The 24,036-nt window shown below is 63.3% G+C and carries 29 protein-coding genes; 5 read left to right on the forward strand and 24 right to left on the reverse strand.

The annotated features are described in order from the left end of the window. The 13 genes from phnP to phnC all read right to left on the reverse strand — a co-directional run. A partial coding sequence (gene phnP / locus HX786_RS12820; protein WP_102642750.1) for a phosphonate metabolism protein PhnP occupies positions 1–735 on the reverse strand: 735 nt, incomplete at its 3' end. Then, positions 726–1,289 (reverse strand): phosphonate metabolism protein/1,5-bisphosphokinase (PRPP-forming) PhnN, encoded by a 564-nt coding sequence (gene phnN / locus HX786_RS12825; protein WP_087694466.1) that lies wholly within the window; start codon positions 1,287–1,289, stop codon positions 726–728. The genes phnP and phnN, both read right to left, overlap by 10 nt. Then, positions 1,289–2,434 carry an alpha-D-ribose 1-methylphosphonate 5-triphosphate diphosphatase gene (locus HX786_RS12830; protein WP_178912174.1) on the reverse strand — a complete coding sequence of 382 codons (1,146 nt, stop codon included), beginning with the start codon at positions 2,432–2,434 and terminating at the stop codon, positions 1,289–1,291. The genes phnN and HX786_RS12830 overlap by 1 nt, the downstream gene beginning before the upstream one ends. Further along, complete coding sequence (phnL, locus tag HX786_RS12835; protein ID WP_008434762.1) at positions 2,424–3,143, reverse strand: phosphonate C-P lyase system protein PhnL; 720 nt, start codon at positions 3,141–3,143, stop codon at positions 2,424–2,426. The genes HX786_RS12830 and phnL overlap by 11 nt, the downstream gene beginning before the upstream one ends. Beyond that, positions 3,143–3,952 carry a phosphonate C-P lyase system protein PhnK gene (gene phnK / locus HX786_RS12840; protein WP_085984643.1) on the reverse strand — a complete coding sequence of 270 codons (810 nt, stop codon included), beginning with the start codon at positions 3,950–3,952 and terminating at the stop codon, positions 3,143–3,145. Before phnK ends, phnL begins: the two co-directional genes overlap by 1 nt. Continuing rightward, positions 3,913–4,779 (reverse strand): alpha-D-ribose 1-methylphosphonate 5-phosphate C-P-lyase PhnJ, encoded by an 867-nt coding sequence (locus HX786_RS12845; RefSeq protein ID WP_008434764.1) that lies wholly within the window; start codon positions 4,777–4,779, stop codon positions 3,913–3,915. Before HX786_RS12845 ends, phnK begins: the two co-directional genes overlap by 40 nt. Further along, positions 4,772–5,848: a carbon-phosphorus lyase complex subunit PhnI gene (locus HX786_RS12850; RefSeq protein ID WP_177049320.1), complete on the reverse strand. Its 1,077-nt coding sequence runs from the start codon at positions 5,846–5,848 to the stop codon at positions 4,772–4,774. The genes HX786_RS12845 and HX786_RS12850 overlap by 8 nt, the downstream gene beginning before the upstream one ends. Then, on the reverse strand, positions 5,848–6,438 hold the full coding sequence (gene phnH / locus HX786_RS12855; RefSeq protein ID WP_102604694.1) for a phosphonate C-P lyase system protein PhnH: 591 nt from the start codon (positions 6,436–6,438) through the stop codon (positions 5,848–5,850). Before phnH ends, HX786_RS12850 begins: the two co-directional genes overlap by 1 nt. Further along, the gene (gene phnG / locus HX786_RS12860) at positions 6,438–6,875 is read right to left on the reverse strand and encodes a phosphonate C-P lyase system protein PhnG (RefSeq protein WP_003210619.1); all 438 of its coding nucleotides are present in this window, start codon (positions 6,873–6,875) and stop codon (positions 6,438–6,440) included. Before phnG ends, phnH begins: the two co-directional genes overlap by 1 nt. Positions 6,876–6,886: 11 nt before the next feature. Then, complete coding sequence (gene phnF / locus HX786_RS12865; RefSeq protein ID WP_178912175.1) at positions 6,887–7,591, reverse strand: phosphonate metabolism transcriptional regulator PhnF; 705 nt, start codon at positions 7,589–7,591, stop codon at positions 6,887–6,889. A 35-nt stretch (positions 7,592–7,626) separates the two neighbouring features. Beyond that, positions 7,627–8,409: a phosphonate ABC transporter, permease protein PhnE gene (phnE, locus tag HX786_RS12870; protein ID WP_003210621.1), complete on the reverse strand. Its 783-nt coding sequence runs from the start codon at positions 8,407–8,409 to the stop codon at positions 7,627–7,629. Between the two features lie 148 nt (positions 8,410–8,557). Beyond that, positions 8,558–9,559, reverse strand: coding sequence for a phosphonate ABC transporter substrate-binding protein (gene phnD / locus HX786_RS12875; RefSeq protein WP_003210622.1), 1,002 nt, complete (start codon positions 9,557–9,559; stop codon positions 8,558–8,560). Positions 9,560–9,591: 32 nt separating this feature from the next. Then, positions 9,592–10,425 carry a phosphonate ABC transporter ATP-binding protein gene (phnC, locus tag HX786_RS12880; RefSeq protein ID WP_003210623.1) on the reverse strand — a complete coding sequence of 278 codons (834 nt, stop codon included), beginning with the start codon at positions 10,423–10,425 and terminating at the stop codon, positions 9,592–9,594. A 393-nt stretch (positions 10,426–10,818) separates the two neighbouring features. Here phnC and HX786_RS12885 point away from each other — a divergent pair, with 393 nt between their 5' ends. Continuing rightward, a complete protein-coding gene (locus HX786_RS12885) occupies positions 10,819–11,241 on the forward strand; it encodes an NUDIX domain-containing protein (protein WP_177045169.1) in 423 nt (140 codons plus the stop codon). 298 nt (positions 11,242–11,539) lie between these two features. Continuing rightward, positions 11,540–11,893: a DUF6124 family protein gene (locus HX786_RS12890; RefSeq protein ID WP_087694315.1), complete on the forward strand. Its 354-nt coding sequence runs from the start codon at positions 11,540–11,542 to the stop codon at positions 11,891–11,893. A 158-nt stretch (positions 11,894–12,051) separates the two neighbouring features. Here the strand turns inward: HX786_RS12890 and HX786_RS12895 are convergent, their stop codons facing one another. Next, complete coding sequence (locus tag HX786_RS12895; RefSeq protein ID WP_177035120.1) at positions 12,052–12,948, reverse strand: LysR family transcriptional regulator; 897 nt, start codon at positions 12,946–12,948, stop codon at positions 12,052–12,054. A 135-nt stretch (positions 12,949–13,083) separates the two neighbouring features. On the opposite strand from HX786_RS12895, the gene HX786_RS12900 reads away from it, so the two are divergent. Beyond that, a complete protein-coding gene (locus HX786_RS12900) occupies positions 13,084–14,283 on the forward strand; it encodes an MFS transporter (protein ID WP_102370293.1) in 1,200 nt (399 codons plus the stop codon). Positions 14,284–14,468: 185 nt separating this feature from the next. Here HX786_RS12900 and HX786_RS12905 read toward each other — a convergent pair whose 3' ends face one another. The 10 genes from HX786_RS12905 to ccmA form a co-directional block, all read right to left on the reverse strand. Continuing rightward, on the reverse strand, positions 14,469–14,861 hold the full coding sequence (locus HX786_RS12905; protein ID WP_008434777.1) for a hypothetical protein: 393 nt from the start codon (positions 14,859–14,861) through the stop codon (positions 14,469–14,471). Positions 14,862–14,876: 15 nt separating this feature from the next. After that, positions 14,877–16,070, reverse strand: a complete 1,194-nt coding sequence (ccmI, locus tag HX786_RS12910; protein WP_178912176.1) for a c-type cytochrome biogenesis protein CcmI — start codon at positions 16,068–16,070, stop codon at positions 14,877–14,879. Further along, on the reverse strand, positions 16,063–16,536 hold the full coding sequence (locus tag HX786_RS12915; protein WP_003210629.1) for a cytochrome c-type biogenesis protein: 474 nt from the start codon (positions 16,534–16,536) through the stop codon (positions 16,063–16,065). The genes ccmI and HX786_RS12915 overlap by 8 nt, the downstream gene beginning before the upstream one ends. Then, positions 16,533–17,069, reverse strand: a complete 537-nt coding sequence (locus HX786_RS12920; RefSeq protein ID WP_178912177.1) for a DsbE family thiol:disulfide interchange protein — start codon at positions 17,067–17,069, stop codon at positions 16,533–16,535. The genes HX786_RS12915 and HX786_RS12920 overlap by 4 nt, the downstream gene beginning before the upstream one ends. After that, positions 17,066–19,054: a heme lyase CcmF/NrfE family subunit gene (locus tag HX786_RS12925; protein ID WP_017477482.1), complete on the reverse strand. Its 1,989-nt coding sequence runs from the start codon at positions 19,052–19,054 to the stop codon at positions 17,066–17,068. Before HX786_RS12925 ends, HX786_RS12920 begins: the two co-directional genes overlap by 4 nt. Positions 19,055–19,057: 3 nt before the next feature. Next, positions 19,058–19,513 carry a cytochrome c maturation protein CcmE gene (gene ccmE / locus HX786_RS12930; RefSeq protein WP_008434786.1) on the reverse strand — a complete coding sequence of 152 codons (456 nt, stop codon included), beginning with the start codon at positions 19,511–19,513 and terminating at the stop codon, positions 19,058–19,060. Next, the gene (gene ccmD, locus HX786_RS12935; RefSeq protein ID WP_008434788.1) at positions 19,510–19,686 is read right to left on the reverse strand and encodes a heme exporter protein CcmD; all 177 of its coding nucleotides are present in this window, start codon (positions 19,684–19,686) and stop codon (positions 19,510–19,512) included. Before ccmD ends, ccmE begins: the two co-directional genes overlap by 4 nt. Then, the gene (locus HX786_RS12940; protein ID WP_003210634.1) at positions 19,683–20,438 is read right to left on the reverse strand and encodes a heme ABC transporter permease; all 756 of its coding nucleotides are present in this window, start codon (positions 20,436–20,438) and stop codon (positions 19,683–19,685) included. The genes ccmD and HX786_RS12940 overlap by 4 nt, the downstream gene beginning before the upstream one ends. An 85-nt stretch (positions 20,439–20,523) precedes the next feature. Beyond that, a complete protein-coding gene (gene ccmB, locus HX786_RS12945; RefSeq protein ID WP_003210635.1) occupies positions 20,524–21,192 on the reverse strand; it encodes a heme exporter protein CcmB in 669 nt (222 codons plus the stop codon). Beyond that, complete coding sequence (ccmA, locus tag HX786_RS12950; protein WP_003210636.1) at positions 21,189–21,770, reverse strand: cytochrome c biogenesis heme-transporting ATPase CcmA; 582 nt, start codon at positions 21,768–21,770, stop codon at positions 21,189–21,191. The genes ccmB and ccmA overlap by 4 nt, the downstream gene beginning before the upstream one ends. Positions 21,771–22,022: 252 nt before the next feature. Between ccmA and HX786_RS12955 the strand changes: the two genes are divergently transcribed. Together HX786_RS12955 and HX786_RS12960 are read left to right on the forward strand one after the other, a co-directional pair. After that, on the forward strand, positions 22,023–23,606 hold the full coding sequence (locus HX786_RS12955; RefSeq protein WP_032899324.1) for a flagellar hook-length control protein FliK: 1,584 nt from the start codon (positions 22,023–22,025) through the stop codon (positions 23,604–23,606). After that, positions 23,603–23,932 carry an EscU/YscU/HrcU family type III secretion system export apparatus switch protein gene (locus tag HX786_RS12960; RefSeq protein ID WP_177035122.1) on the forward strand — a complete coding sequence of 110 codons (330 nt, stop codon included), beginning with the start codon at positions 23,603–23,605 and terminating at the stop codon, positions 23,930–23,932. The genes HX786_RS12955 and HX786_RS12960 overlap by 4 nt, the downstream gene beginning before the upstream one ends. Positions 23,933–24,036: the final 104 nt, after the last annotated feature.

Raw genomic sequence — 24,036 nt, forward strand, 5'->3', positions numbered from 1 at the left:
ATCCCAGCCCACCGTCACATGCCGCGGCAGCTCCCGCCGATGCTGCAACAACCACGCATCCAGCGTGTGCCCCACATGGGTCAGCACCCCCAACTGCGCACCCACCTCTTCAATACATTGCAACGCCAGCGTCAGGTCATTGTGATTGCGCGGTGCCTGCGGTTGCGGCGGCATGGAGCAATCGAGTACCAGCACATCCAGCGGCTCGCGTTGCAGCCAATCGCGGGTGGCGGGTGGCAGGCCGACGGTGTCGGTAAGGTAGGCAATGCGCCGCCCTTCACCTTCCAGCAGATACCCCAGGGTGGGCTTGGAATGCAGCAGCGGTAACGCGGTGACGCTCAGTTCACCCAACCGGCGGGTTTCAAACTCGGCAAACGGCTGGCTGAAATCGAGGATGCCGGGGTGCTTGTACAGGTCGGACAACCCTTCCGGATCCACCGGCCCATGCACCGGAATCACCAGCCCCTGGCCCCAGCGCAGATGCAGCAGACCCTGGGCATGATCGGCATGGTAATGGGTCTGGAGAATCCCGTTGAAGCTGCGCGGCGGGAAGCGCTCGGTGAGGTCGGGCAACCCGCTGTCGATCAACCAGCGCTGGTCGCCACACTCGATCAATGCGCTGCATGGGCGGCGGCGCAGGCTCTGGTCATGGCGGGCCAGGCCACAGGCGGCGCACTCACAGCCATACACCGGGACTTGCCGCGCATCGCCGGTGCCCAGCAGTGTCAGGCGCATGCAGGTTGCCCGTCGAGGCAGCCCAGCAAGCGCTCGACCGTGTGTTCCAGTTGGCCGGAATTGTCGAGCAGGAACACATCTGCAGCAGCGCTCAAACCCTCGGCGAATCGCGCATTGCGCGCCAGGCGCAGATCAATATCCGCCAGGGATTCGCGACCCCGCGCCAGCAAGCGCTGGCGCAACACCCCTTGGTCTACCGTCAGCAGCACCACCAGCAGGTTCGGGTAACGCAGCCGGGTTTGCGCCAGATGGCCGCGGGAGCCGTTGACCAGCACATCGTGCCCCGCCGCCAGCCACTCATCGATTTCCCGCGGGATGCCATAGGACAACCCGTTGGCGTGCCAGCTGAGGGCAAATGCGCCCTCGGCCTCCATTGCGGCAAACTGCGCCGGGCTCACCCCCTGCGCCGCTTCGCCCACCGCTTCCGCCGAGCGGGTGATGACCCGCCGCACAATGCGGCAGCCACGCTCGGCCAGACGCGGTCGTGCGGCATCCAGCAGGCTGTCCTTGCCCGAACCCGATGGTCCGATGAGATAGATCAACCTGCCTGCCATCAAAACACCCTCTTCGCTTGTCGCCACACTTGTTGGACCACGGGCAGTCCGTCGCGGCTCCTGGCTTGCACCAGGTCGGCCCGCAGACCCGTGGCGATTTCGCCGCGATCACTCAGGCCCGCCGCGTGTGCGGGCGCCAGGCTGATCATCCTGACCGCCCGAGAAAGGTCGCCGCCGTCCTGTTGATTGGCCAGCACGAACGCCGCCTGCAACAGGCTGGCCGGGTAGTAGTCACTGGAAAGTATATCCAGCAATCCTTCGGCGGCCAGGCCGGCGGCGGCCACATTACCCGAGTGGGACCCGCCACGCACCACGTTCGGCGCGCCCATCAGAACTTTCATGTTCAGTTGCCGGCAGCCACGCGCCGCTTCCAGGGTGGTGGGGAATTCGGCGATGGTCATGCCATAGCGCGCCGACTCCTCCACATGCGCCAACGTCGCATCGTCATGGCTGGCCACCGACAGGCCGCGTTCCAGGCAATGCTCGACGATCGCGGCGCGGTAGCGGTCGCTGTACTCCCTGGAGTTGGCCATTTGCAGCTTGATGAACGCGTCCATGGTCTCGTCGTTCAGGTGGTACTTGCCCATGTAGTACTCACGGTACTTGGATTCAAGCACGAACTGGCGCTGGCCCGGCGAGTGGTCCATCACTGACACCAACTGCACCAACGGGTTTTCCACCAGGTCGCGGAACACGCTCAAGGTGTCGGGGTGGCACAGCTCGCAGCGCAGGTGCAGGTGGTGTTCGGCGCGGGTCAGGCCGGCGCTTTCTGCTGCCGCGATGGCGTTGAGCATCGCCGGCAGTTTCTGCATGCGGTTGCCCTTGGGATTCACATCGCCGATGGACACCGCGTCGAACACCGTGGTGATGCCGGCCGCGATGATCTGCGCATCATGGCTGAGCACCGCCGAGGTCGACGGCCAGTCCACGCCGGGGCGCGGGATCATGTGTTTTTCCAGGTTGTCGGTGTGCAGTTCCACCAGGCCCGGCAACAGGAAATCCCCTTCAAGGTCCTGGGCCTGGGGCAGTTGGCTGCGGCCTTCGGCGATGTCGACGATCAGCCCGTCACGCAGCACGACGCTGCCAAGGAACATACGGTCAGCCGTCACCAGCCGGGCATTACTGAGGATCTGTTCAGCGGGCATGGGCGTATTCCTCTTGGGCAACAGGCGCGGGGGTCATGTCGAAATGGCGGTCGGCGACCGCTTCACGGGCGGCGCGGTCGTGGAAGATGCCGATCAAGGCCGCGCCGGCAGCCTTGGCTTCGTTCATCAATTCCAGCACCACCTGGCGATTGCTGTCATCGAGGGACGCGGTGGGTTCGTCCAGCAGCATCACCGGCCAATCCACCATGAAGCCGCGGGCGATGTTGACCCGCTGTTGCTCGCCGCCGGAGAACGTACCGGGCGCCAGCTGCCACAGGCGTTGTGGGATATTCAGGCGGGTCAGCAGATGCTCGGCGCGCGACTGTGCATTGGCCTTCGACCAGCCACGGGCCAGGGCGGGCTCCATCACCACATCCAGGCAGGCCACCCGCGGGATCACCCGCAGAAACTGGCTGACGTAGCCGAGGGTCTGCTGGCGCACCTGCAACACCTCCCGCGGTTCGGCACCGACCAGCTCCAGCCATTCGCCAAGGTGCTGTACCCGGATGCTGCCGCCCGCCGGCAGATAGTTACCGTACAGGGTGCGCAGCAACGTGCTTTTACCGGCGCCGGACTGGCCATGCAGCACCAGGCACTCACCGCCTTTCACACTGAACTCCACCCCGCGCAGCACGTTCAGCACCACGCCGTTCTGCTGGTGCAAGGTGAAGGTTTTCGAGAGGTCACGGACCTCGATCAAGGCATTCATCATGGCTGCAATACCGAAGACACCAGCAGTTGAGAGTAAGGGTGCTGTGGATCGTCGAGGATCTGGTCCGTCAGCCCGGTTTCCACCACGCGCGAGCGGCGCATCACCATCAGGCGGTCGGCCAGCAGGCGCGCCACGGCGAGGTCGTGGGTCACGATCACCACCGCCAGATCCAGCTCGCGAACGAGGCCGCGCAGCAGGTCGAGCAAGCGCGCCTGTACCGACACGTCCAGGCCGCCGGTGGGTTCGTCCATAAACACAAGGCGCGGGCTGGAGACCAGGTTGCGGGCGATTTGCAGGCGTTGTTGCATGCCGCCGGAGAAGGTCCGGGGCAAGTCGTCGATACGCTGCGGGTCGATTTCCACCTGGCCCAGCCAGTCGAGGCCGGCGCCACGCAGTTGCTCATAGTTGCGCACGCCCTGGGCCATCAGGCGCTCGCCGATATTGGCGCCGGCAGACACGCCCATGCGCAAACCGTCCCGAGGGTTTTGCTCGACAAAGCCCCATTCGGTGCGCAGCAAGGTGCGGCGTTCGGCTTCGCTGGCGCTGTACAGATCCAGCCATTCACCGTCCTTGCCGCGATAGCCGATGTGGCCGGCCTGCGGCGGCAGACGCCCGCTGAGCAGCGAGAGCAAGGTGGACTTGCCCGAGCCCGACTCACCGACAATCCCCAACACTTCGCCGGGGTACAAATCGAAGCTGACGTCCTGGCAGCCCTTCTCTTCTCCGTACAACAACGACAGGTCACGCACTTGCAAAAGAGGCTGGCTCACTGGTTGTTCTCCTTGACCCGTTGGGCGCAGTACCAGGTGTCGGAACACACAAAACTCTGGGTACCGGCGTCGTCGAGAATCAGCTCATCGAGGAACGATTCATGGCTGCCGCAGATCGCGCAGGTGTGTTCCCACTTCTGCACTTCGAACGGATGGTCTTCAAAGTCGAGGCTGGTGACCTGGGTGTACGGCGGCACCGCGTACAGGCGCTTTTCGCGACCGGCACCGAACAGCATCAGCGCCGGGCTCATGTCGAGTTTCGGGTTGTCGAATTTCGGGATTGGCGAGGGGTCCATCACGTAGCGCTCATCCACCATCACCGGGTAGGCGTAGCTGGTGGCGATATGGCCGAAGGTGGCGATGTCCTCGTAGAGCTTTACGTGCATTACCCCGTAGTCATTCAGGGCGTGCATGGTGCGGGTCTCGGTTTCCGACGGTTCGATAAAACGCAGCGGCTCCGGGATCGGCACCTGGTAGACCATGATCTGATCGGCCTGCAACGGGGTTTCCGGGATGCGGTGGCGGGTCTGGATCACCGTCGCGTCCGGGGTGCTTTCGGTGGTGGCGACGCCCGCCGTACGGGCGAAGAAGCGGCGGATCGACACGGCGTTGGTGGTGTCGTCGGCGCCCTGGTCGATCACCTTGAGCACGTCGTCAGCCCCCAGGATCGCGGCGGTCAGTTGCATGCCGCCGGTGCCCCAACCGTAAGGCAGCGGCATCTCGCGGCCACCGAACGGCACCTGGTAACCGGGGATCGCCACGGCCTTGAGCAAGGCGCGGCGGATCATGCGTTTGGTCTGCTCGTCGAGGTAGGCGAAGTTGTACGCAGGGTCACGCGCAGGCGCTTGAGTCAGGTCATTCATGGCGGGTGCCCTCGGCCGGTTGGCGCAGTTTGCGGATCAGTTCCAGCTCGGACTGGAAGTCCACGTAGTGAGGCAATTTGAGGTGGGAAACGAAGCCCGCCGCCTCGACGTTGTCGCAGTGGGACAGCACGAATTCTTCCTGCTGGGCCGGCGAGACGATCTCTTCGTTGAACTCATTGGCCCGCAGCGAGCGGTCCACCAGGGCCATGCCCATCGCCTTGCGTTCGGCATGCCCGAATGCCAGGCCGTAGCCCCGGGTGAACTGCGCCAGCTCGGTGGCCGAGCCGACGAATTGGTTGACCATCTCGCACTCGGTGACTTCGATGCTGCCCAGGCAGACCGGGAAACCCAGCTCTTCCGGGTCGATCCACACCTCGACGTCGCCGATGCGAATCTCACCGGCAAACGGGTGGTTGCGACCGTAGCCGCGCTGGGTCGAGTAACCCAGTGCCAGCAGGAAACCTTCATCGCCACGGGCCAGGGCTTGCAGGCGCTGGGCGCGGTTGGCCGGGTATTCCAGCGGGTCGCGGGTGATGTCGGCGACGCTGCCGGTGTCGTCGGATTCGTTCTTGATCAGCCCTTCCTTGGCCAGCAGGCCGAGTACCCGCGGGCACGCTTCCAGAGTCGCATCCGGCGTGGTTTGCGGGCCGGGGTATTCACCTTCGGCCAGCAGCGCAAAGTCCAGCAGGCGGTGGGTGTAATCGAAGGTCGGGCCCAGCAGTTGCCCGCCCGGCACGTCCTTGAAGGTGGCCGACAAACGCCGACTCAGTGACATCTGCGCGGTATCGATCGGCAGGCTCGGGCTGAAGCGCGGCAACGTGGTGCGGTAGGCCCGCAGCAGGAAGATCGCTTCCACCAGATCCCCCGCCGCTTGCTTGATCGCCAGTGCAGCCAACTCCGTGTCGTACAGCGAGCCTTCGCTCATCACTCGCGCGACCGCCAGCGGCAGTTGCTCGCGGATCTGCTCCACGCTCAGTTCCGCAATGGAAGTATCGCCCCGGCGTTTTTTCGCCAGCAGGCGGTGGGCATTGTCGATGGCCTGTTCGCCACCCTTGACGGCTACGTACATCAGGCATGCTCCTGTGCAATTCGGGTGCTGCGTGGCAGGCCGATCAGGTGATGGCCGGCGGCGAACAACACGTCCAGGCCACGGGGAAAGGTTTCCCGGCGCTGGCGTTCCAGCCAGAACGCCTGGGGTACGGGCAGGTTGACCTGACGCTGGGTCTTGATCCCCGGACCGCGCCAGTTCAAGGCGCGACCGGCTTCCAGGTCGGTCAACTGGACCAGCAAGGTGCAGGACTGATCCGGGTAGCGGTCATTGCCGTGGTCGAAGCCGCTGAGGTCGAGCAAGTCCTGTTCACCGAGCAAGGCGAACGCGGCCTCTTCCCGGTTGGCGGTCAGCGGGCAGCCGCAGTGAAAGGCCAGGTTGGCGCGGATCAGCGGCGTGTCGAAGCACGGCGCCAGCCACAGCGGTGTGTCCATATCCAGCAGCGCCAGGCACAGCGCATAGGTAGCCGGCGCCAGGCCTTCAAGGCTGGGGGCCGCGGGCAAGGACTGGATCAGGCCGGGCTCGGCGAGGGCCTTGAGGGCCCCGCGAAAACCGCGCTGGGCGTCCAGCACCGGGTCTGCAAAGGCCGGTTGCAAGCGTTGAGCATTCATCAGTTTTCTCCTCGAACCAGGGTGAAGAACTCGACCTTGGTGGCGGCGGTGTCGGCCTCTTTTTGCGCCCGTCGCTCGGCCTGGGCGTTGGCCAGTGCGCCGATCAGGTCGCTGAGCCAGGGGCTCGGGTGTGCGCCCTGCAAATGCGCATCCGCCAGGGCCGCCAGTTCGGCGTGGACCTTGTCGCGCCCGGCCAGGTAGCTGTAGCCGGTGCGCCCGTCTGCCAGGCGCACCACGCAGCGGGTCACGCTCATTTCGCCGAGGTTGAACGGCGCGCCATTGCCGCCCATGCGGCCACGCACCAGGGTCATGCCGATTTCCGGGGCGCGGATCAGTTGGTAATCCACGTCGCGCAAGGCGTCTTCATGGGGCAGCAATTCACTGCGAAAGGCGCGGGCGAGCACGCCGATCCAGTGTTGACGCGGGGACAGGTTCATCGGGGTCTCCATCAGGTCACCACTTGGTACTGGAAGCGATCCGAACGGCTGGTGGACTGCGCCAGCTCCACCGGGCGGCCGTCGCGATCGCGGGAAAGGGTGAATACGGTGAGCGCCGGCAAGTGCCGGGGCATCATCAGCAGTGCGGCTTCGTCGCGGTTGGGCAAACGCGCGCCGATCAGGCTTTGGGTACGGGTCAACGGCATGTCGCGCTCACGCAGGTAGTGGCGCAGCGAGCCGCCGTTGTAGTCCGCCAGCAGCGGCGCATTGCTGGCGCAGTAACGGTGGCGGATCAGGCTGACCGGCTGGTGGTCGAGCTTGCGCAGGGTTTGCAGCTCGATCATCGGCGCCATCTCGGCGATGCCCAGTTGCTGGGCCTCTTCGCGGCTGGCAAAGCAGTAGCGGCGCTTGAGCAGCATCGCTTCCACGCCCACGCCTTGGGCCGACAAGGACTGGCTGTAGGAGGTCTCGGCGCCCATCGGGTAAATCAGCGGGCGGTCCAGCACCTGGGTGCCTTTGCCTTGGCGGCGCAAGAGGCTGCCTTCGAACACCAGCTCGTCGATGGCGCGGCGCAGGGTGTGGCGGTTGACGCCGAAGCGTTCAGCCAGTTGCACCTCGCCCGGCAGGAATTCACCGGCCTGGTAGCTGCTCAGTTCGCGGCGCAGGATGTCAGCGAGTTCGCGGTACACCGGCTCATCTTGTCTAGACAACTGCATACTTAAAAAAAGCGCCCTGGGGCCCCCCTCCGACGTCAGATGAACTGCTTGCGCAGGCGTTGGGACAGCACGTCGATACAGCTCACCACCACGATGATCACCAGCAGCACCGCGCAGGTCTGCACGAACTGGAACGCGCGGATGTTCTCCCAGAGGATCACGCCGATCCCGCCGGCACCGACCATCCCCACCACTGTCGCCGAACGCACGTTGGCCTCGAAGCGGTAGAGCGCGTAGGACACCCACAGCGGCATCACTTGCGGGATCACGCCGTAGATCACCTCTTGCAGGGCACTGGCACCGGTGGCTCGCACACCTTCAACGGGGCCCGGGTCGATGGCTTCGACGGCTTCGGCAAACAGCTTGGCGAGGACCCCGGTGGTGCTGATCCACAAGGCCAGGACACCGGCAAAAGGACCGAGGCCGACGGCGACCACGAACAACATCGCGAACACCATTTCGTTGATCGAGCGGAAGGCATCCATCACCCGGCGCAGTGGCTGGTGAATCCACCACGGCGTGATGTTGTCGGCGCACAGAATGCCCAGCGGCACCGAGCAGACAATCGCCAGCACCGTGCCCCAGAGGGCGATTTGCACGGTGACGATCATCTCCTTGAGGTAGGAGCGCCATTCGTGGAAGTCCGGCGGGAAGAAGTCGGCGGCGAAGGTCGCCATGTTTCCGGAATCGCGGTACAGCGCCAGCGGGTTCATCTCGGCGCCGTGCCAGGCCCAGGCCAGCAGGATCAGGAACAGGCCCCAGCCCAGGTATTGCGGCCAAGTCCTTTTGCCCACTGCTTCAGCATGCAAGGTAGTCATGGGTCACTCTCGGTGTAGGGTTGGAACTGGGCTTAATGTGGGAGCGGGCTTGCTCGCGAATGCGGTGACTCAGTCGCCGGATGCGTTGAATGACACACCGTATTCGCGAGCAAGCCCGCTCCCACATGAACCCGATTCCTACAGGGGGTTAGCCGTTGGCTGCGGTCTTCTTGTCCAGTTCGGTGATGCGCTCTTGCAGCTTGGCCAGGTCGGCGTCGATGTCGGCAAGCTTCCTGGCCTTGTCAGCCGCTTCCAGCTTGTCGTCGGCGCTGATGGTGGTGCGCTGCTTGAACAGTTCCAGTTGGCGGATCGGCAACAACTGGTCGTCGCTGGACTTGAGGAACTTGCCCAGTTGCATGTTCTTCAGCACGGCCTTCTCTTCGTCGGTGTCACCGTAGTTGGCGAAGAAGTCGCGGATCTTGGTCTTCTCGCTGTCGCTCAGGGCCTTGCTCCACACCATCGGGTCGGCCGGGATCAGCGGCGACTTCCAGATCACCTTGAGCATGGCGGCCTTGTCCGGCTGGGTGACTTCCAGTCGGTCCCAGCTTTCGGTGTTGAAGGTGGCGACGTCCAACTGCCCCTTGGCCACGCTCAATGCGTTGACTTCATGGCTGGAGTTGAGGGTTCGCTTGAAGGCGGTGGCAGCGTCGACGTGGTTCTTGGCGAACACGTAGTAGCCGGGCACCAGGTAGCCCGAAGTGGAGTTCGGGTCACCGTTGCCGAAGGTCAGGTTCTTGGCGTTCTTGAGCATGTCATCGACGTTGTTGATCGGGCTGTCCTTGCGCACGATCAGCACGCTCCAGTAACCGGCAGCCCCGTTGGCGGCGGCGGTCTGGGCGAAGATTTCGCCGTTGGAACGGTCCACCGCTTCCATCGCGGCCTTGTTGCCCAGCCAGGCCACGTCGACCTTGTTGAAGCGCATGCCCTGGATCAGGCCGGCGTAGTCGGAAGCGAAGGTGGCGTTGATGGTGAGGCCGGTCTTCTTGTGCATGTCATCCAGGAAGGGCTGCCAGATGCTCTTGAGGTTCTGCGAAGACTCGGTGGACATGATGCCGAAATTGATCGCCTTGTCGGCGGCCTGGGCAGTGCCCATGGCCACGCTGGCAAGCAGCACGGCAGACAGAAACACATGACCGATACGGTTCAACATGGAGAGGATTCCTGTGGGTCGTTAGTAAGGTTTCAAGCGCGGGCCAGGGCCAACCGTGCGGGGACGACGGGTGTGCGGGTCTGGTCGGAAAACATCAGGCTGGTGTCGACATCGGCACCGTACAAATCGTTGAGGAACTGGCTGCTCAGCTCGCTGGCCTGGCCATCGAAGTGAATCCGCCCGCCCTTGAGCGCCACGGCTCGCGGGCAATAACGCATGGCGTAATCGACCTGGTGCAGGGTGACCACCACGGTCTTGCCGTCGCGGCCGTTGATGTCGGCGAGGATCTCCATGACCTTGCGCGCCGACTCCGGGTCCAGGGAGGCGATGGGTTCATCCGCCAGGATCACTTCGGCGCGTTGCGTCAAAGCGCGGGCGATTGCCACGCGTTGCTGCTGGCCGCCGGACAAGGTGGAGGCGCGCTGGCTGGCCAGGTCTGCCAGGCCGACGCGGGCCAGGGATTCCATGGCGAACTGTTTTTCCTCGGCATTGAACAAACCGAGGTTGCCGCGCCAGCGCGGCATGCGGCCCAGGCAACCGAGCAGTACGTTGTCGAGCACGCTCAGGCGGTTGACCAGGTTGAACTGCTGGAAGATGTAGCCGATGTCGGCGCGCAGGCGCCGCACCTTGCCATTCAACCGCCCGCTGGCCTGCACTTCCCGGCCCAGCACCTTGACGCTGCCGCCGTTGCTCTTGTCGCAACAGGCCAGGCCCGCGAGGTGGCGCAGCAAGGTGGACTTGCCGGAGCCGGAAGCGCCAATCAGCGCGACCATCTCACCGGTGGCAACGGTGAGCTCGAGGTCGACCAGCGCGGATTTCTTCGCAAAGGTCTTGTTCAGATGATCGACATGAATAGCTGGAGTCATGGGCTTCTCTGTCTGGTTGAACAGCCATCCGTGGCTGCGTTTGAGTTCAAACGACAGTAGGCGCGGGCTGTGTCAGCCCTATGACTTGCACATGACTGGAGTAAAACCGTTTGATGAAGGTTTGATGAAAGGTTGGAAGTAGCTGTAGGACGTTGATCGTTCCCACGCTCTGCGTGGGAATGCCGCCTCGGACGCTCTGCGTCCATTGAAGTCTTGCGCAGTGGTGACGCGGAGCGTCACGGGATGCATTCCCACGCAGAGCGTGGGAACGATCCATACCTAACCTGTGGCGAGGGAGCTTGCTCCCTCGCCACAAGGTCTTCGCCCGGCATTGGAAATGTGCCGGACTGTGGTGCAATAGCTGGCCGCCAATATGTGCAAAAGGACAACGTGATGGGAAAAGACAAGGCATGTCCGGTCATCCTGCGAACCCGCCAATCCCTGGAAATCCTCGCCTTCAAACACCCACTGGCAGGTCTTCAACTGGTCAAGGGCAGCGTGGAGCCTGGCGAAAGTACCGAGGCTGCGGCAGTTAGAGAGTTGCTTGAAGAGGCCGGGATAACCGGCAAGGTGATACGTGACCTGGGCACTTGGCACTCAGCGTCCACGGGGCATACATGGGCCTTTCATCAATGCCTGATCCCTGAAGACCTGCCAGATACCTGGACCCATTTTGCAGAGGATGATGGCGGCCACGAGTTCCAGTTCTTCTGGCACCCGCTGGCGAGCGAACCGTCAGAAGAGTGGCATCAGGTCTTTAAAGATGCCCTGGAGTTTCTAAAGCCGCGCCTTGCCGAAGTATCGCTTCAGGAATAATCAAGATCCCGGTAAATCGGTGATTTTTCCTACGATCTCTATGGCTTGCAGCAGCCTTAACTCGCCGCTAGCCTCTCCAAGTCGCTGCTCATCAGCGATCGGGTTTGGTCGCCCGGGTTAGAATGGCGCACAGTGCCGCGCAAGCGGCATTATCGTGTTCGCTTTATGGCGAGCTGTGCGTGGGAGGGCCCTGGCCCTGCCGGGTTTCCATTCCCTGGTCGACCAACCTGCGTACAGCTCGCCACCCACCTGCTTGGTCGCAGATGTGGTGAGCTCCCACTGAATGGAGAGTCATTGCATGTACAAGGTCACGCCCAATCCGCCAGAAACGTCTGGCTCCAAGTCTGAAAAAAACAAGCTTCAGGACGCTGCCCAGCGGGCCATCGATCACTACCTGAAACCCGCCGAAACCAAAGCGTCCACCAATGAAAAAAACCACTTCAGTCTGTTCACCGTATCAGCCAACGTTGAAACGGAAGCACTGCTGAGCAACGCCTACGAAACACTCCAGTCTGCCAATGCAATGGCGTTGGACCTTTCCGAAAACATTGATGGCAAAGACCGCAGCCTGGTATTGGCGATGCAACAACTGCTGGAGTTGGGATTGTTGTTGGTGGATAGAGCGCTGGATCGAGAGTGCCCGGTGGCCTGATCAAAACCGAAATCCAACTGGCAACATAAATCCAATGTGGGAGCGGGCTTGCTCGCGAATGCAGAGGGTCAGTCAATACATCGGGTGACTGATCCACCGCTTTCGCGAGCAAGCCCGCTCCCACATTTTGATTTTCATCAGGTTCAAACTGCCCGGTGTTATTGAGCGATGCGGGCGCGCAATCGCGGCATCACAAAATCCATAAACGCCCTTAACTTCAGCGGCAACGGTGACTGGCCTTTATGCACCAAACTGATGGGCAGCGGCGCCGACTCGAACGCCTCAAGCACCACCGCCAACGCCTCCTCCCGCAGCGCATCCGCCACCTGATACGACAGCACCCGAATCACCCCCACTCCTAACGTCGCCGCTGCAATCGCTGCTTCTGCGGTGTTCACCGACAACCGCGAATGCACCGGTACCGAGAGCCCGGTTTTACCCGCGCCAAATCCCCACGCCCCTTGGGACGCCAGCACTTCGAAGGTGATGCAGTCATGCCCCGCCAAGTCCTGGGGCTCAGCGGGTATGCCGCGAGCGGCCAGGTATGCCGGGCTGGCGCACACCACCCGCCGCACCGTGCCCACCTGCATGGCCTTCAGCGAGCTGTCGGGCAACTCGCCAATGCGCACCGCGACGTCGCAGTGTTCTTCCATCAGATGCACGACGCGGTCGGTGAGGATCAGGTTGATGTCGATCTCCGGGTACTGCGCGAGGAATTCCGCCACCACCGGCACGATGTGCAGCCGCCCGAAGACCACTGGCGCGGTAACCACCAGTTCGCCCCGGGGCTGGGAATATTCGCCAGTGGCCGCGCGCTCGGCCTCGCTGATGTCTTCAAGAATGCGCCGGCACGCGTCGAGGTAAGAGGCGCCGGCATCGGTCAACGACAGCTGGCGCGTGGTGCGGTGCAGCAGGCGGGTTTTCAGGTGCGTCTCAAGTTCAGCCACCTTGCGGCTGACGCTGGCCAGCGGCATGTCGAGGCGCCGCGCCGCAGCGGTCAGGCTGCCTGCATCAACCACGGCAACGAAGATGGACATGGATTCAAGACGGTTCATGGCAACCTATCAAATTTTGGAAGGATGATTCCAAATCCTAGGGGATTATCCTGCCAAGCGCGAGTGCGTAACGTTGGCCACTCATCTCCTTCCCGGAGATCTGCATTGAAGGAGAGCGCCGTGAGTGGCCTGCCGATGACATCCCAACCTTCCACAGCGCCTGCGGTCGCGCCGCGCGGCAAGATCATCATGATGGCGGTGATCGCCGGCGCGGTGATTACCAATATTTACTGCACCCAGCCGATCCTGCCGCTGATCGCTTCGGACATGGGCGTAGACGTGACCACCGTGGATCTGGTGGCCGGTTCCGCCCTGCTGGGTTTTGCTACCGGGCTGGCGTTGTTGCTGCCGATGGGCGACCGTTTTGACCGCCGCAAGCTGGTGCTGGGGCAGATCGCCCTGGCGTTCTGTTTCGCCCTGGCGGCGGCGTTTTCACCGGGCATCTGGGCGCTGATCGGCGCGTCTTTCGGCTTGGGGATTGTGAGCTGTGTACCGCAGCAACTGGTGCCATTCGCGGCGGTGATGTCGCAGCCCCACGAACGCGGGCGCAATGTGGGCACGGTGGTCAGCGGGATCATGGTCGGCATCCTGCTCGGGCGCACGATCGCCGGCGTAGTCGGTGAGGCTTATGGCTGGCGGGCGGTGTACGCGATGGAGGCGGCCTTCATGATCCCGGTGTGGATCGGTGCCGCCAGGCTGCTGCCACAAGGCGTGCCGAGCACCAACCTGTCCTACCCTCGCCTGCTGGCTTCGCTGTGGCCGCTGATGCGCGACAACAGCCCGATTCGCCAATCAATGATGGTGCAGGCGTTGTTGTGGGCTTGCTTCAATGCGTTTTGGGTGAATCTGGCAGCACTGTTGGCTCATGGGCCATGGCAATTGGGCAGTGCCTGGGCCGGTGGCTTCGGGATTATCGGTGCGGCGGGTGCGTTGGCGGCGTCGCTCGGTGGGCGGGCTTCCGACAGGCTGGGTTCGCGCAAGGTGATTGGGGCGAGTATCGGGATTGTGACCTTGGCGTTCCTGCTGCTGGCGGGTGCCGAAACTTCGATTATCTTGCTGGTGCTGGGGGTGATCGTGCTGGATATCGGCGTGCAGTCGGGGTTGGTTTCCAACCAGACCCGGGCGTTTGCGGTGGACCCGAAAGCCCAGGGCCGCATCAATAGTTTGTACATGACGGCGACGTTTTTTGGCGGTGCGGTGGGGGCGACAGTCAGCGGCTGGTTGATGTCGCGGTTGGGCTGGATGGGGATTGTGGAGTTTGGGGTGATGCTGGGGGTGATTGCAGGGGTGGTCCACTGGACAAGCGCGCCCAGGCAGACTGAGGAGCTGGCGTAATTTCAAATCAAACGAGATTCAAAATGTGGGAGCGGGCTTGCTCGCGAATACGGTATATCAGTGCCCGATTTGTTGGCTGACACGCCGTATTCGCGAGCAAGCCCGCTCCCACATTTGAGCTTTGTTGTTGGGTGGACTGTATTCCAAACCAGCCATGAAAAAGGCGACCCGAAGGTCGCCTTTTTTCATTGTGCGTACTGCTTGCTCAACCCCGGCGGTACGCCATGGACATCGGTCTCTTCCCAAGGCCCGTTCGGGCTGATGGAGCGGCTCCAGCCGTTGCTCCAGCGGTAGTAGGTGCGCTGGCGGTAGAACGTATCCGGCTGTTCGTCCAGCACGTACACCTGCATCTTTCCGTCCCAGTGGCTGGCCGCACCCGGTGGCGGTGCGAAGGTCGGCGAGGAGCTCGGCACCGGCTTCGACGGTTTGATCACCGGGCTCGAGGGCTGTGTGCTCGGCTGGGTCGACGGCCCTGTCGGTGGAATAGTCGGCCCGGTAGGCGACGGAGGCCGATGGACCGCACAAGCACTCAACCCCAGTACCAGGCTGAGCAGGGTGATACGTGCGATAGCGGTCATGGGCATTTCCTCGAATTATTGGTCCGGACTGTCGATGGTCAGCTGCTGCAGCGCAGTGGTGCCGCTGGCCAGGGGTTGGCTGCGGCCGATCCACTCGCCAGCTGTGGGAACACCTGCCCGGGATATGCGCGCAACCAGTTGGACTTCGGGAAAGTTGGACAGTTTCAACTGCGGCATCATCGCGTCGCTGTCGCCCAGCTCGACGGTGATCGGCAGGTCGGCCACGGTCACGCGCTTGGCCGCCAATGGCGCCGGCGGGCCTTTGACGGCGCGGGCGAAGATGAACACGCTGTCGGTCGGCAAGGCCTTGGCCTTCACATCGGCGGCCAGGTCCACCCGCACTTGCATCTGTTTTTCTGCCTTCACGGGCGCCACGCTGCCGCCGCTCTCCTTGAGCTTCTCGGCGGCCCGGTCGATCCCGCCTTGCAGCGCGGCACGGGAATTGTCGTCCGGTGGCAGTTGCGCCAGCAGGCGGTTCCAGTAGTCGATCGCTTCCTGGTAACGCTGGCCTTCAAAGGCGGCGATGCCCAGCAGGCCGAGGCTGGTGACTTCTTTCGGATCGAGTTTCAGTGCTTCGTCGGTCAGGGCCTGGACCTTGGGCGACCACTGTTTGTTGTCGGCAAAGTACTGGGCCTGGGCCCACTGGCCGAGCAACTCGGGCTGGCGACCGGCCAGGGCCACGGTGCGCTCGAAGATTTTCGCCGCATCGGCGGAACGGTCCTGGGCCATGTAGGCGCGACCGAGGAAGTACAGGCCTTCCGGCGAATCCGGCTGGGCCGCTGCGGCGCGCTCCAGGCGGCGGGTCATGTCTTCCATGGACACCGGCGGCTGGGAGAATTCGCGGGTCAGTTCGACCTTGTCGCTGGCACCGTAATGCAGGTACAGCGCCACGCCCAGCACCGGCACCAGAAACGCCGCGAGCAACGGCAACGGTTTGCCGAGGCGCGATTCCCGGGGCTTTTCTACACCCTCGGTATCCGCCAGCAACTCACGGGCCGCTTCAGCGCGACCGCTGTCCAGCTGGGCCGCATCCAGCACGCCTTCGGTCTGCTGGGTTTGCAGTTCCGCCACGCGTTCCTGGTACAGCGCCACGTTCAATGCAGTGCGATCCTCTTCACGCTGGGCACGGCGGCCGCGTAACACCGGGATCAGCAGGAAACTCAAGGCAATCAGAAGCAGCAGACCTGCTGCGAGCCAGAAATCAATCATCAGTTTTTTTGTCCAGCAGTTGGTCGAGGCGTTGACGCTCATCGACGGAAAGCGAGTCCGAGCCATCGGCCGGGGCGACACGACGGCGGCGCACAATCACCGCCATAACGACTAAGCCTGTGAGCAACAACCCGGCGGGGCCGAACCACAGCAGCGCTGTCTTGCCGGTGAGCGCCGGCTTGTAGCGCACGAAGTCACCGTAGCGGTCGACCATGAAGTCGATGATCTGCTGATTGTCCTTGCCCTCGCCGAGCATGCGGAAAATCTCTTTGCGCAGGTCGGCGGCGATCGGTGCGTTGGAGTCGGCGATGTCCTGGTTCTGGCACTTGGGGCAGCGCAGCTCCTTGGTCAGTTCGCGAAAACGCTCGCGGTCTCCGTCCTTGGCAAATTCGTAAGTGTCGATGGCGGCGTGGGCCACGCCGACCATGCTCAAGCCCAATACCGCGGCGGCTAACCAACGCTTCATGGCTTGGCCTCGTCCACCAGCGCCTGGTACTTGGCGGCCAGTTGCTCGCGCCACACCACTTCGTCGATCACGCCCACGTACTTGTCGCGGATCACGCCCTTGGCGTCGATGAAGAAGGTTTCCGGGGCGCCGTATACGCCGAGGTTCAGGCCGAGGTTGCCTTCTTCGTCGCGGATATCCAGCTGGTACGGGTTGTGGAATTCCGCCAGCCACTTCAGGGCGGCAGCATTGTCGTCCTTGTAGTTGATGCCGTAGATCACCACGCCCTTCTCCGCCAGCTTGTTCAGCACCGGATGCTCCACGCGGCAGGAAATGCACCAGGTGCCCCACACGTTGACCAGTGCCGGTTTGCCCAGCAAATCAGCCTGGGTCAGGGTCTTGTCGCCCTGCACCGTCGGCAGCGAGAACGCCGGGAATGGCTTGCCGATCATGGCCGACGGCAGCTCGGCCGGGTCCAGGTACAGCCCGCGATACAGGAACACCGCCACCACCAGAAACGCCGCCAGCGGTAACACCATCAACCAACGCTTCATACCGCCGCTCCTTGCAGACCGAGGGCTTCACGCACCCGGCTCTTGACCTTGACCCGGTAGCGCCGGTCCATCGCTGCCAGCAAACCACCGAAGCCGGTGAGCAGGCCACCGAACCAGATCCAGCGCACAAACGGTTTGACGTGGACCCGCACGGCCCAGGCGCCATCGCCCAACGGTTCACCCAGGGCGACGTAGAGGTCGCGGGTGAAACCGGCGTCGATCCCGGCTTCGGTCATCATCGAACTTTGCACGGTGTACAGGCGTTTTTCCGGGTGCAGCACCGCCACTTCCTTGCCATTGCGCACCACACGTACGGTGCCTTTGTCGGAGGTGAAGTTCGGGCCTTCGAAGTGCTTGGCGCCTTCGAAAATGAAGTGATAGCCGGCCAAGTCCATGGACTCGCCGGGGGCCAGGCGCAGGTCGCGCTCGGCGCTGTTCTGGCTGGACAACACCACACCCAGGGCGCACACGGCGATGCCGATGTGGGCGACCTGCATGCCCCAGTAACTGCGGGTCATGGTCGGCAAGCCTTTGATCAAACCTTTGTGGCGGGTCTTGTCGATCAGGTCGCGTACACCGGCCAGCAATACCCAGGCCGCGAGCATGAAGGTGGCAAGCACGGCCCAGTTGAAGTCGCCGTAGGCAATCCCGGCGATCACCGCCAATGCGGCGCTGCCGAGCAGTACCGGGGTGAGCATGCCCACCAGCCATTTCACCGGGGTGTCTTTCCAGCGCACCAGTACGCCGACCGCCATCACCACCATCAGCAGCGCCATCAACGGGATGAACAGCGCGTTGAAGTACGGCGGGCCGACGGACAGCTTGGCGCCGCTCAGGGCATCCAGCACCAGCGGGTACAGGGTACCGAGCAGAATCATCGAGGCCGCCACCACCAGCACCAGGTTATTGCCCAGCAGCAGGGTTTCCCGGGACCAGAGGTTGAAGCCCACGTGGCTCTTGACCACTGGCGCACGCAGGGCGAACAGCGTCAGCGAACCGCCGACCACGAACAGCAGGAAGATCAGGATGAACACGCCGCGCTCCGGGTCGGAGGCAAACGCGTGCACCGAGGTCAGTACGCCGGAACGCACCAGGAACGTACCCAGCAGGCTCAGGGAAAACGCGGCGATGGCCAGCAACACGGTCCAGCTTTTGAACACGCCGCGTTTTTCCGTGACTGCCAGCGAGTGAATCAGCGCGGTGCCCACCAGCCAGGGCATGAAGGAGGCGTTTTCCACCGGGTCCCAGAACCACCAGCCGCCCCAGCCGAGTTCGTAGTAGGCCCACCACGAGCCCAGGGTGATGCCGATGCCGAGGAATGCCCAGGCGACGATGGTCCACGGCCGCGACCAGCGCGCCCAGGCGGCATCGAGACGCCCGCCGAGCAAGGCGGCGATGGCGAAGGCGAAGGCGACCGAGAAACCGACGTAGCCCATGTAGAGCATCGGCGGGTGCACGATAAGGCCGATGTCTTGCAGCAGCGGGTTGAGGTCGTGCCCGTCGACCGGGATCTGCGGCAGGATGCGGGTGAACGGGTTGGAGGTCATGATCAGGAACAGCAGGAAGCCGATGCTGATCATGCCCATCACCGCCAGCACCCGGGCCAGCATCACTTGCGGCAGTTGGCGGGAGAAGATCGAGACAGCAAAGGTCCAGCCACCGAGAATCAACGCCCACAGCAGCAACGAACCTTCGTGGGCACCCCACACGGCGCTGAACTTGTAGTACCAGGGCAAGGCGCTGTTGGAGTTGTTGGCGACGTAGGCGACGGAAAAGTCGTCGGTCATGAAGGCGTAGGTCAGGCAACCGAAGGCGAACACCAGAAAGGCGAACTGGCCCCAGGCAGCCGGCTGGGCCAGACTCATCCACAGGCGGTCACCGCGCCAGGCGCCCAGCAACGGGACCACGGCCTGGACGATGGCAAAGCACAGGGCGAGGATCATCGCCAACTGGCCCAACTCCGGAATAAACAATGCGGACGTCATGACTTAGCCCTCCTTGGCAGGGGTCGGGGCGGATTGGCCGCTGTCTTTGAGGGCCTTGGTGACTTCCGGCGGCATGTATTTTTCATCGTGCTTGGCCAGCACTTCGTCGGCCACTACCACGCCGTCGGCGTTGAGCTTGCCGAGGGCGACGATGCCCTGCCCTTCGCGGAACAGGTCCGGGAGGATGCCGCGGTAGGTGATGGTCACGGATTTGTTGAAGTCGGTGACGATGAACTTGACGTCCAGGGAGTCGCCGGAGCGTTGCAGCGAGCCCTTCTCGACCATGCCACCGGCACGGATTCGCGTGTCCAGCGGCGCTTCGCCGTTGGCGATCTGGGTCGGGGTGTAGAACAGGTTGATGTTCTCCCGCAGGGCGCTCAGGGCCAGGGTCACGGCAATGCCGACACCGGCCATGATGGCCAGGATGATCAACAGACGCTTTCTACGCAGCGGATTCACTTTTCGGTCTCCCGGCGCAAACGACGCGCCTCTTGTTGCAGGTAACGCTTGCGGGCCAGGATCGGCGCGGCGACGTTGAGGGCCAGCACCGCCAGGCAAATGCCATAGGCCGTCCAGACGTACAGGGCGTGATGGCCCATGGCGAGAAAATCACTGAAAGAGTTGAAGCTCATCCACGGGCTCCCAGGCTGTTTTGCACTTCGGCCTTGACCCAACTGGTGCGGGCTTCACGCTTGAGCACTTCGAGGCGCATGCGCAGCAGCAGCACGGCGCCAAAAAAACAGTAGAACCCCAGCACCATCAGCAGCAGCGGCGCCCACATTTCCACGGGCATTGCCGGCTTTTCGGTGAGGGTGAAGGTGGCGCCCTGGTGCAGGGTGTTCCACCACTCCACCGAGTATTTGATGATCGGGATGTTGATCACGCCGACGATCGCCAGCACCGCGCAGGCCTTGGCGGCGCTGTCACGGTTGCTGATGGCGTTGCCCAGGGCAATCAGGCCGAAGTACAGGAACAGCAGGATCAGCATCGAGGTGAGTCGCGCATCCCATACCCACCACGAACCCCAGGTCGGCTTGCCCCAGATCGCGCCGGTGACCAGCGCCACGGCGGTCATCCAGGCACCGATGGGCGCGGCGCATTGCAGGGCGACGTCCGCCAGTTTCATCTTCCACACCAGGCCGACGATGCCGCACACCGCCAGCATCACGTAGCAGGACTGGGCCAGCATCGCGGCAGGCACGTGGATGTAGATGATGCGAAAGCTGTTGCCTTGCTGATAGTCCGGCGGCGCGAAGGCCAGGCCCCAGACCAGGCCGATGCCGATCAGCAATACCGCGGCGATGCTCAACCACGGCAGCAGTTTGCCACTGATGCCGTAAAACCATTTGGGCGAGCCGAGCTTGTGAAACCAGGTCCAGTTCATGCTGTTTCCATCACGGTTGCTTCTCGTCGTTGCGAGAAGCTTAGGGTCTTTACTGGTTAAGGTTCTATCGCTTAACCAGACCTCATTATTCGCCGACGCTGATCTTCAGGCCAGCCGCTATAGCAAAGGGTGTCAGGGTTACCGCCAGGGCGGCCAGGCTGCCAAGCCACAGGAGGTAACCGGTCGCCGGCATGCCCTGGAGCGCGGCTTGCAACGCGCCGCTGCCCAGGATCAACACCGGGATATACAAAGGCAAGATCAGCAGCGCCAACAACAGGCCACCGCGTTTCAAACCGACGGTCAGTGCCGCACCTACGGCGCCCAGTAGACTGAGAACCGGCGTGCCAAGCAACAAGGAAAGGAGCAACACCGGCAGGCATTCGGTGGGCAACCCCAGCATCATCGCCAGCAGCGGCGCGAGCAATACCAGCGCCAGGCCGGAAAACGCCCAGTGTGCCAGTACCTTGGCCAATACCAGAAGTGGCAGGGGGTGCGACGAAAGGACCCACTGTTCGAGGGAACCGTCTTCAAAATCACTGCGAAACAGCCCGTCCAGCGAGAGCAGGACTGACAAAAGCGCCGCCACCCAGACCAGTCCCGGAGACAAGGTTTGCAACAGTTTAGTCTCGGGGCCCACCGCCAACGGGAACAGCGCAATCACAATCGCGAAGAACACCAGCGGGTTGGCCAGTTCGGCCGGACGGCGACAGAGTAACCGCGCTTCGCGGGCGACCAACAGGGCAAATACGCTCATACCGCCCACCGGCCCAGGTCGAGGTCGCGGTAACCGGCAGGCATGCGCGTCAAGGTGTGGTGAGTGGTCAGGACAACCATGCCGCCCTGCTCGCAGTGCGCGGCAAGGTGTTCTTCCAATTGGGCAACGCCTTGTTTGTCGAGGGCGGTGAAGGGTTCGTCGAGAATCCATAGCGGCGGGCCGTCGAGATACAAACGGGCCAGGGCCACGCGGCGCTGCTGGCCGGCGGACAGGGTGTGGCAGGGAACGTCTTCGAAACCCTTGAGGCCAACCGCGGCCAGCGCCTGCCAGATCGCCTCGCGGCTGGCGGGATGATGCAGGGCGCTGAGCCAACTGAGGTTTTCTTCAGCGGTAAGCACATCCTTGATTCCGGCGGCGTGGCCGATCCAGATCAGGTTGCGCGCCAGCTCGGTGCGCTGCTCGTGCAACGGTTTGCCGTTGAGCCGCACTTCCCCCGCCGTCGGCTGCATCAGACCGGCCAGCAGGCGCAACAGGCTGGTCTTGCCGCTGCCGTTGGGGCCGCTGACCTGCACCATGTCGCCGCCCGCCAGACGCAGTTCGAGGTGTTCGAACAGCATCCGCAGGTCACGTTCACAGGCGAGCGCTACGGCTTCTAGAAGAGGGCTGGTCAAGAGATCGCGGGCCTTTACGGTTCAAGTCGGCGGTGGAACGGCCGTTAAAGAGATGCACATTAACTGCTTTGGCGACCGTTTTTAGAGAGCTGGATCAATCAGTTGTGTTGTTTTTAACGCTCTCTTTGAAGACGGGCGGCATTATACATGTGATGCCCTACTCTAAAGAGGGCAATTTCCCCTGAGACGGCGCGCACGATGACCGGTGAGATCAATCTTCCCACGCTCCCCCCGACGCTTCCGGCCGGGCCTGCGCCCGCGCCTGCAGCGGGCGAGCTGCTGAAACTGCTGGAGCCGCAGACCGGCCTGATCGACCCCGGAAAAACCGTAAATGCCGAGGTGCTGGCACTGAAACAAGGCGGTGATGCGTTTCAGTTGCTGCTCAAGCTGACCCTGGAAGGCGGCCGGCAAACCCTGGTGCAGGCCAGCAGCAGCCAGCCGCTGCCGCTGGGTACCCAGGTGGAAGTCAGCCAGACGCCGTCGGGCAATTTGTCCATCAGCCTGCAGCAGGCCCTGAGTTCCAGCGTCGCTGCGCTGACGCGTATCGACACCAGCCAGTTACCGGTGGGCACCCTGCTGCAAGGCAAGGTGCTGACCACCCAGGCGCTGCCACAGGGCGCCAACCAGCCGGTGGTGTATCGCTCACTGGTGTCGGTGCTCAATAACGTCCTCAGCGGCGCGACCCTGACCGTCGAAAGCCCGCAGCCCTTGCGCGTCGGCAGCCTGCTCAGCGCCGTGGTGCAAAGTGCGCAGACCTTGAGCTTTGTACCGCTGAGCGGGCGCCAGGATCAATTGGCCGTGGCCCAGCAACTCTCCACCCAGCAAAGCCGCCAGGGCTCGCTGGACGTGGTGTTCACCGCGCTGCAAAGCCTGCCGGCGACCAGCAGCGACAGCACCGGGGCCGACCTGCGCGCCGCCGCCGAGCGTTTGCTCGCCGGCCTGCCCGACCTGGCCCAGGCCAGCAACCCCAAGGTGCTGGCGCAACTGATCCAGAACAGCGGGACCTTCCTCGAAGCCAAGTTGCTGGCCGGGCAAAACCCGCAGATACCGCCGCTGGACATGAAAGGCGCGCTGCTGCGCTTCGTCGCCGACCTGCTGCCATCCCTGCCCGCCAGCACCAATCTGAATGCGATCCTCGCTGCCAACACCCTGGCGCAGTTGCTGCCCAGTTTCGTACGCAGCCCGCTGGGCACCCTCGGCCAGGTCGGCGCCAGGCAGGCGCCCGCAGGCTTTCCGCTGCCCGATCGGCTGATGCAACGCCTGGAAGGTGAAAGTGACCTGGAAAACCTGCTGCGCCTGGCCGCCGGGGCCATCTCCCGCCTGCAAAGCCATCAGCTGTCGAGCCTGGAGCAGACCGGTACCACCGCCGACGGCAAGCTCTTGACCACCTGGCAGCTGGAAATCCCCATGCGCACCTTGCAGGACATCGTGCCGTTGCAGGTCAAGTTCCAGCGGGAAGAACCGGCGCCCGACAAGGAACAGCCGGAACGCAAGGACAGCAAGGATCCCAAGCAAATGCTCTGGCGCGTGGAAATGGCGCTCGACATGGAGCCGCTCGGCCCGTTGCAGGTCCAGGCGCAACTGAGCCAGGGCAAACTGTCGAGCCAGTTGTGGGCGACCCGGCCCTTCACCGCCAGCCTGATCGAAAGCCACCTGGGCAGCCTGCGCGAGCGCCTGGTGTCGTCGGGACTCAACGTCGGCGACCTCGACTGCCACCTCGGCACCCCGCCACGGGGCCCGAAAACCGGGCTTGAACAACGCTGGGTGGATGAAACCGCATGAAAAACCCCAACCCGCCCCGCCAGGCCATCGCCCTCAAATACGACGGGCAACAAGCGCCGACCCTGACCGCCAAGGGCGACGATGCCCTGGCCGAAGCCATCCTCAAGCTGGCCCGGGAGAACGAAGTCCCGATTTACGAAAATGCCGAGCTGGTCAAATTACTGGCACGCATGGAGTTGGGCGACAGCATCCCGGAAGAGTTGTACCGCACCGTCGCCGAGATCCTCGCGTTTGCCTGGACGCTGAAGGGCAAGTTCCCGGTGGGCTACGACCCGGACGCGGGGCCGGTGGAGCGGGATGTGACGGAAAGAGGCGACGATTATTAAGGTGGGAGCCGGCTGATCGTTCCCACGCTCTGCGTGGGAACGCCGCCTCGGACGCTCCGCGTCCAACTGGCGCTGCAACGTTCAAGTCTTGCGCAGGGGTGACG

It is taken from the genome of Pseudomonas sp. 21615526, from assembly GCF_013386245.1.
Lineage (GTDB): Bacteria > Pseudomonadota > Gammaproteobacteria > Pseudomonadales > Pseudomonadaceae > Aquipseudomonas.

Coding starts and splice junctions, on each gene's coding strand:
- phnN (WP_087694466.1), bottom strand. CDS start 1,289: ATGGCAGGCAGGTTGATCTATCTCATCGGACCATCGGGTTCGGGCAAG.
- HX786_RS12830 (WP_178912174.1), bottom strand. CDS start 2,434: ATGCCCGCTGAACAGATCCTCAGTAATGCCCGGCTGGTGACGGCTGAC.
- phnL (WP_008434762.1), bottom strand. CDS start 3,143: ATGAATGCCTTGATCGAGGTCCGTGACCTCTCGAAAACCTTCACCTTG.
- HX786_RS12845 (WP_008434764.1), bottom strand. CDS start 4,779: ATGAATGACCTGACTCAAGCGCCTGCGCGTGACCCTGCGTACAACTTC.
- HX786_RS12850 (WP_177049320.1), bottom strand. CDS start 5,848: ATGTACGTAGCCGTCAAGGGTGGCGAACAGGCCATCGACAATGCCCAC.
- phnH (WP_102604694.1), bottom strand. CDS start 6,438: ATGAATGCTCAACGCTTGCAACCGGCCTTTGCAGACCCGGTGCTGGAC.
- phnG (WP_003210619.1), bottom strand. CDS start 6,875: ATGAACCTGTCCCCGCGTCAACACTGGATCGGCGTGCTCGCCCGCGCC.
- phnF (WP_178912175.1), bottom strand. CDS start 7,591: ATGCAGTTGTCTAGACAAGATGAGCCGGTGTACCGCGAACTCGCTGAC.
- phnE (WP_003210621.1), bottom strand. CDS start 8,409: ATGACTACCTTGCATGCTGAAGCAGTGGGCAAAAGGACTTGGCCGCAA.
- phnD (WP_003210622.1), bottom strand. CDS start 9,559: ATGTTGAACCGTATCGGTCATGTGTTTCTGTCTGCCGTGCTGCTTGCC.
- phnC (WP_003210623.1), bottom strand. CDS start 10,425: ATGACTCCAGCTATTCATGTCGATCATCTGAACAAGACCTTTGCGAAG.
- HX786_RS12885 (WP_177045169.1), top strand. CDS start 10,819: ATGGGAAAAGACAAGGCATGTCCGGTCATCCTGCGAACCCGCCAATCC.
- HX786_RS12890 (WP_087694315.1), top strand. CDS start 11,540: ATGTACAAGGTCACGCCCAATCCGCCAGAAACGTCTGGCTCCAAGTCT.
- HX786_RS12895 (WP_177035120.1), bottom strand. CDS start 12,948: ATGAACCGTCTTGAATCCATGTCCATCTTCGTTGCCGTGGTTGATGCA.
- HX786_RS12900 (WP_102370293.1), top strand. CDS start 13,084: ATGACATCCCAACCTTCCACAGCGCCTGCGGTCGCGCCGCGCGGCAAG.
- HX786_RS12905 (WP_008434777.1), bottom strand. CDS start 14,861: ATGACCGCTATCGCACGTATCACCCTGCTCAGCCTGGTACTGGGGTTG.
- ccmI (WP_178912176.1), bottom strand. CDS start 16,070: ATGATTGATTTCTGGCTCGCAGCAGGTCTGCTGCTTCTGATTGCCTTG.
- HX786_RS12915 (WP_003210629.1), bottom strand. CDS start 16,536: ATGAAGCGTTGGTTAGCCGCCGCGGTATTGGGCTTGAGCATGGTCGGC.
- HX786_RS12920 (WP_178912177.1), bottom strand. CDS start 17,069: ATGAAGCGTTGGTTGATGGTGTTACCGCTGGCGGCGTTTCTGGTGGTG.
- HX786_RS12925 (WP_017477482.1), bottom strand. CDS start 19,054: ATGACGTCCGCATTGTTTATTCCGGAGTTGGGCCAGTTGGCGATGATC.
- ccmD (WP_008434788.1), bottom strand. CDS start 19,686: ATGAGCTTCAACTCTTTCAGTGATTTTCTCGCCATGGGCCATCACGCC.
- HX786_RS12940 (WP_003210634.1), bottom strand. CDS start 20,438: ATGAACTGGACCTGGTTTCACAAGCTCGGCTCGCCCAAATGGTTTTAC.
- ccmB (WP_003210635.1), bottom strand. CDS start 21,192: ATGAGCGTATTTGCCCTGTTGGTCGCCCGCGAAGCGCGGTTACTCTGT.
- ccmA (WP_003210636.1), bottom strand. CDS start 21,770: ATGCTGTTCGAACACCTCGAACTGCGTCTGGCGGGCGGCGACATGGTG.
- HX786_RS12955 (WP_032899324.1), top strand. CDS start 22,023: ATGACCGGTGAGATCAATCTTCCCACGCTCCCCCCGACGCTTCCGGCC.
- HX786_RS12960 (WP_177035122.1), top strand. CDS start 23,603: ATGAAAAACCCCAACCCGCCCCGCCAGGCCATCGCCCTCAAATACGAC.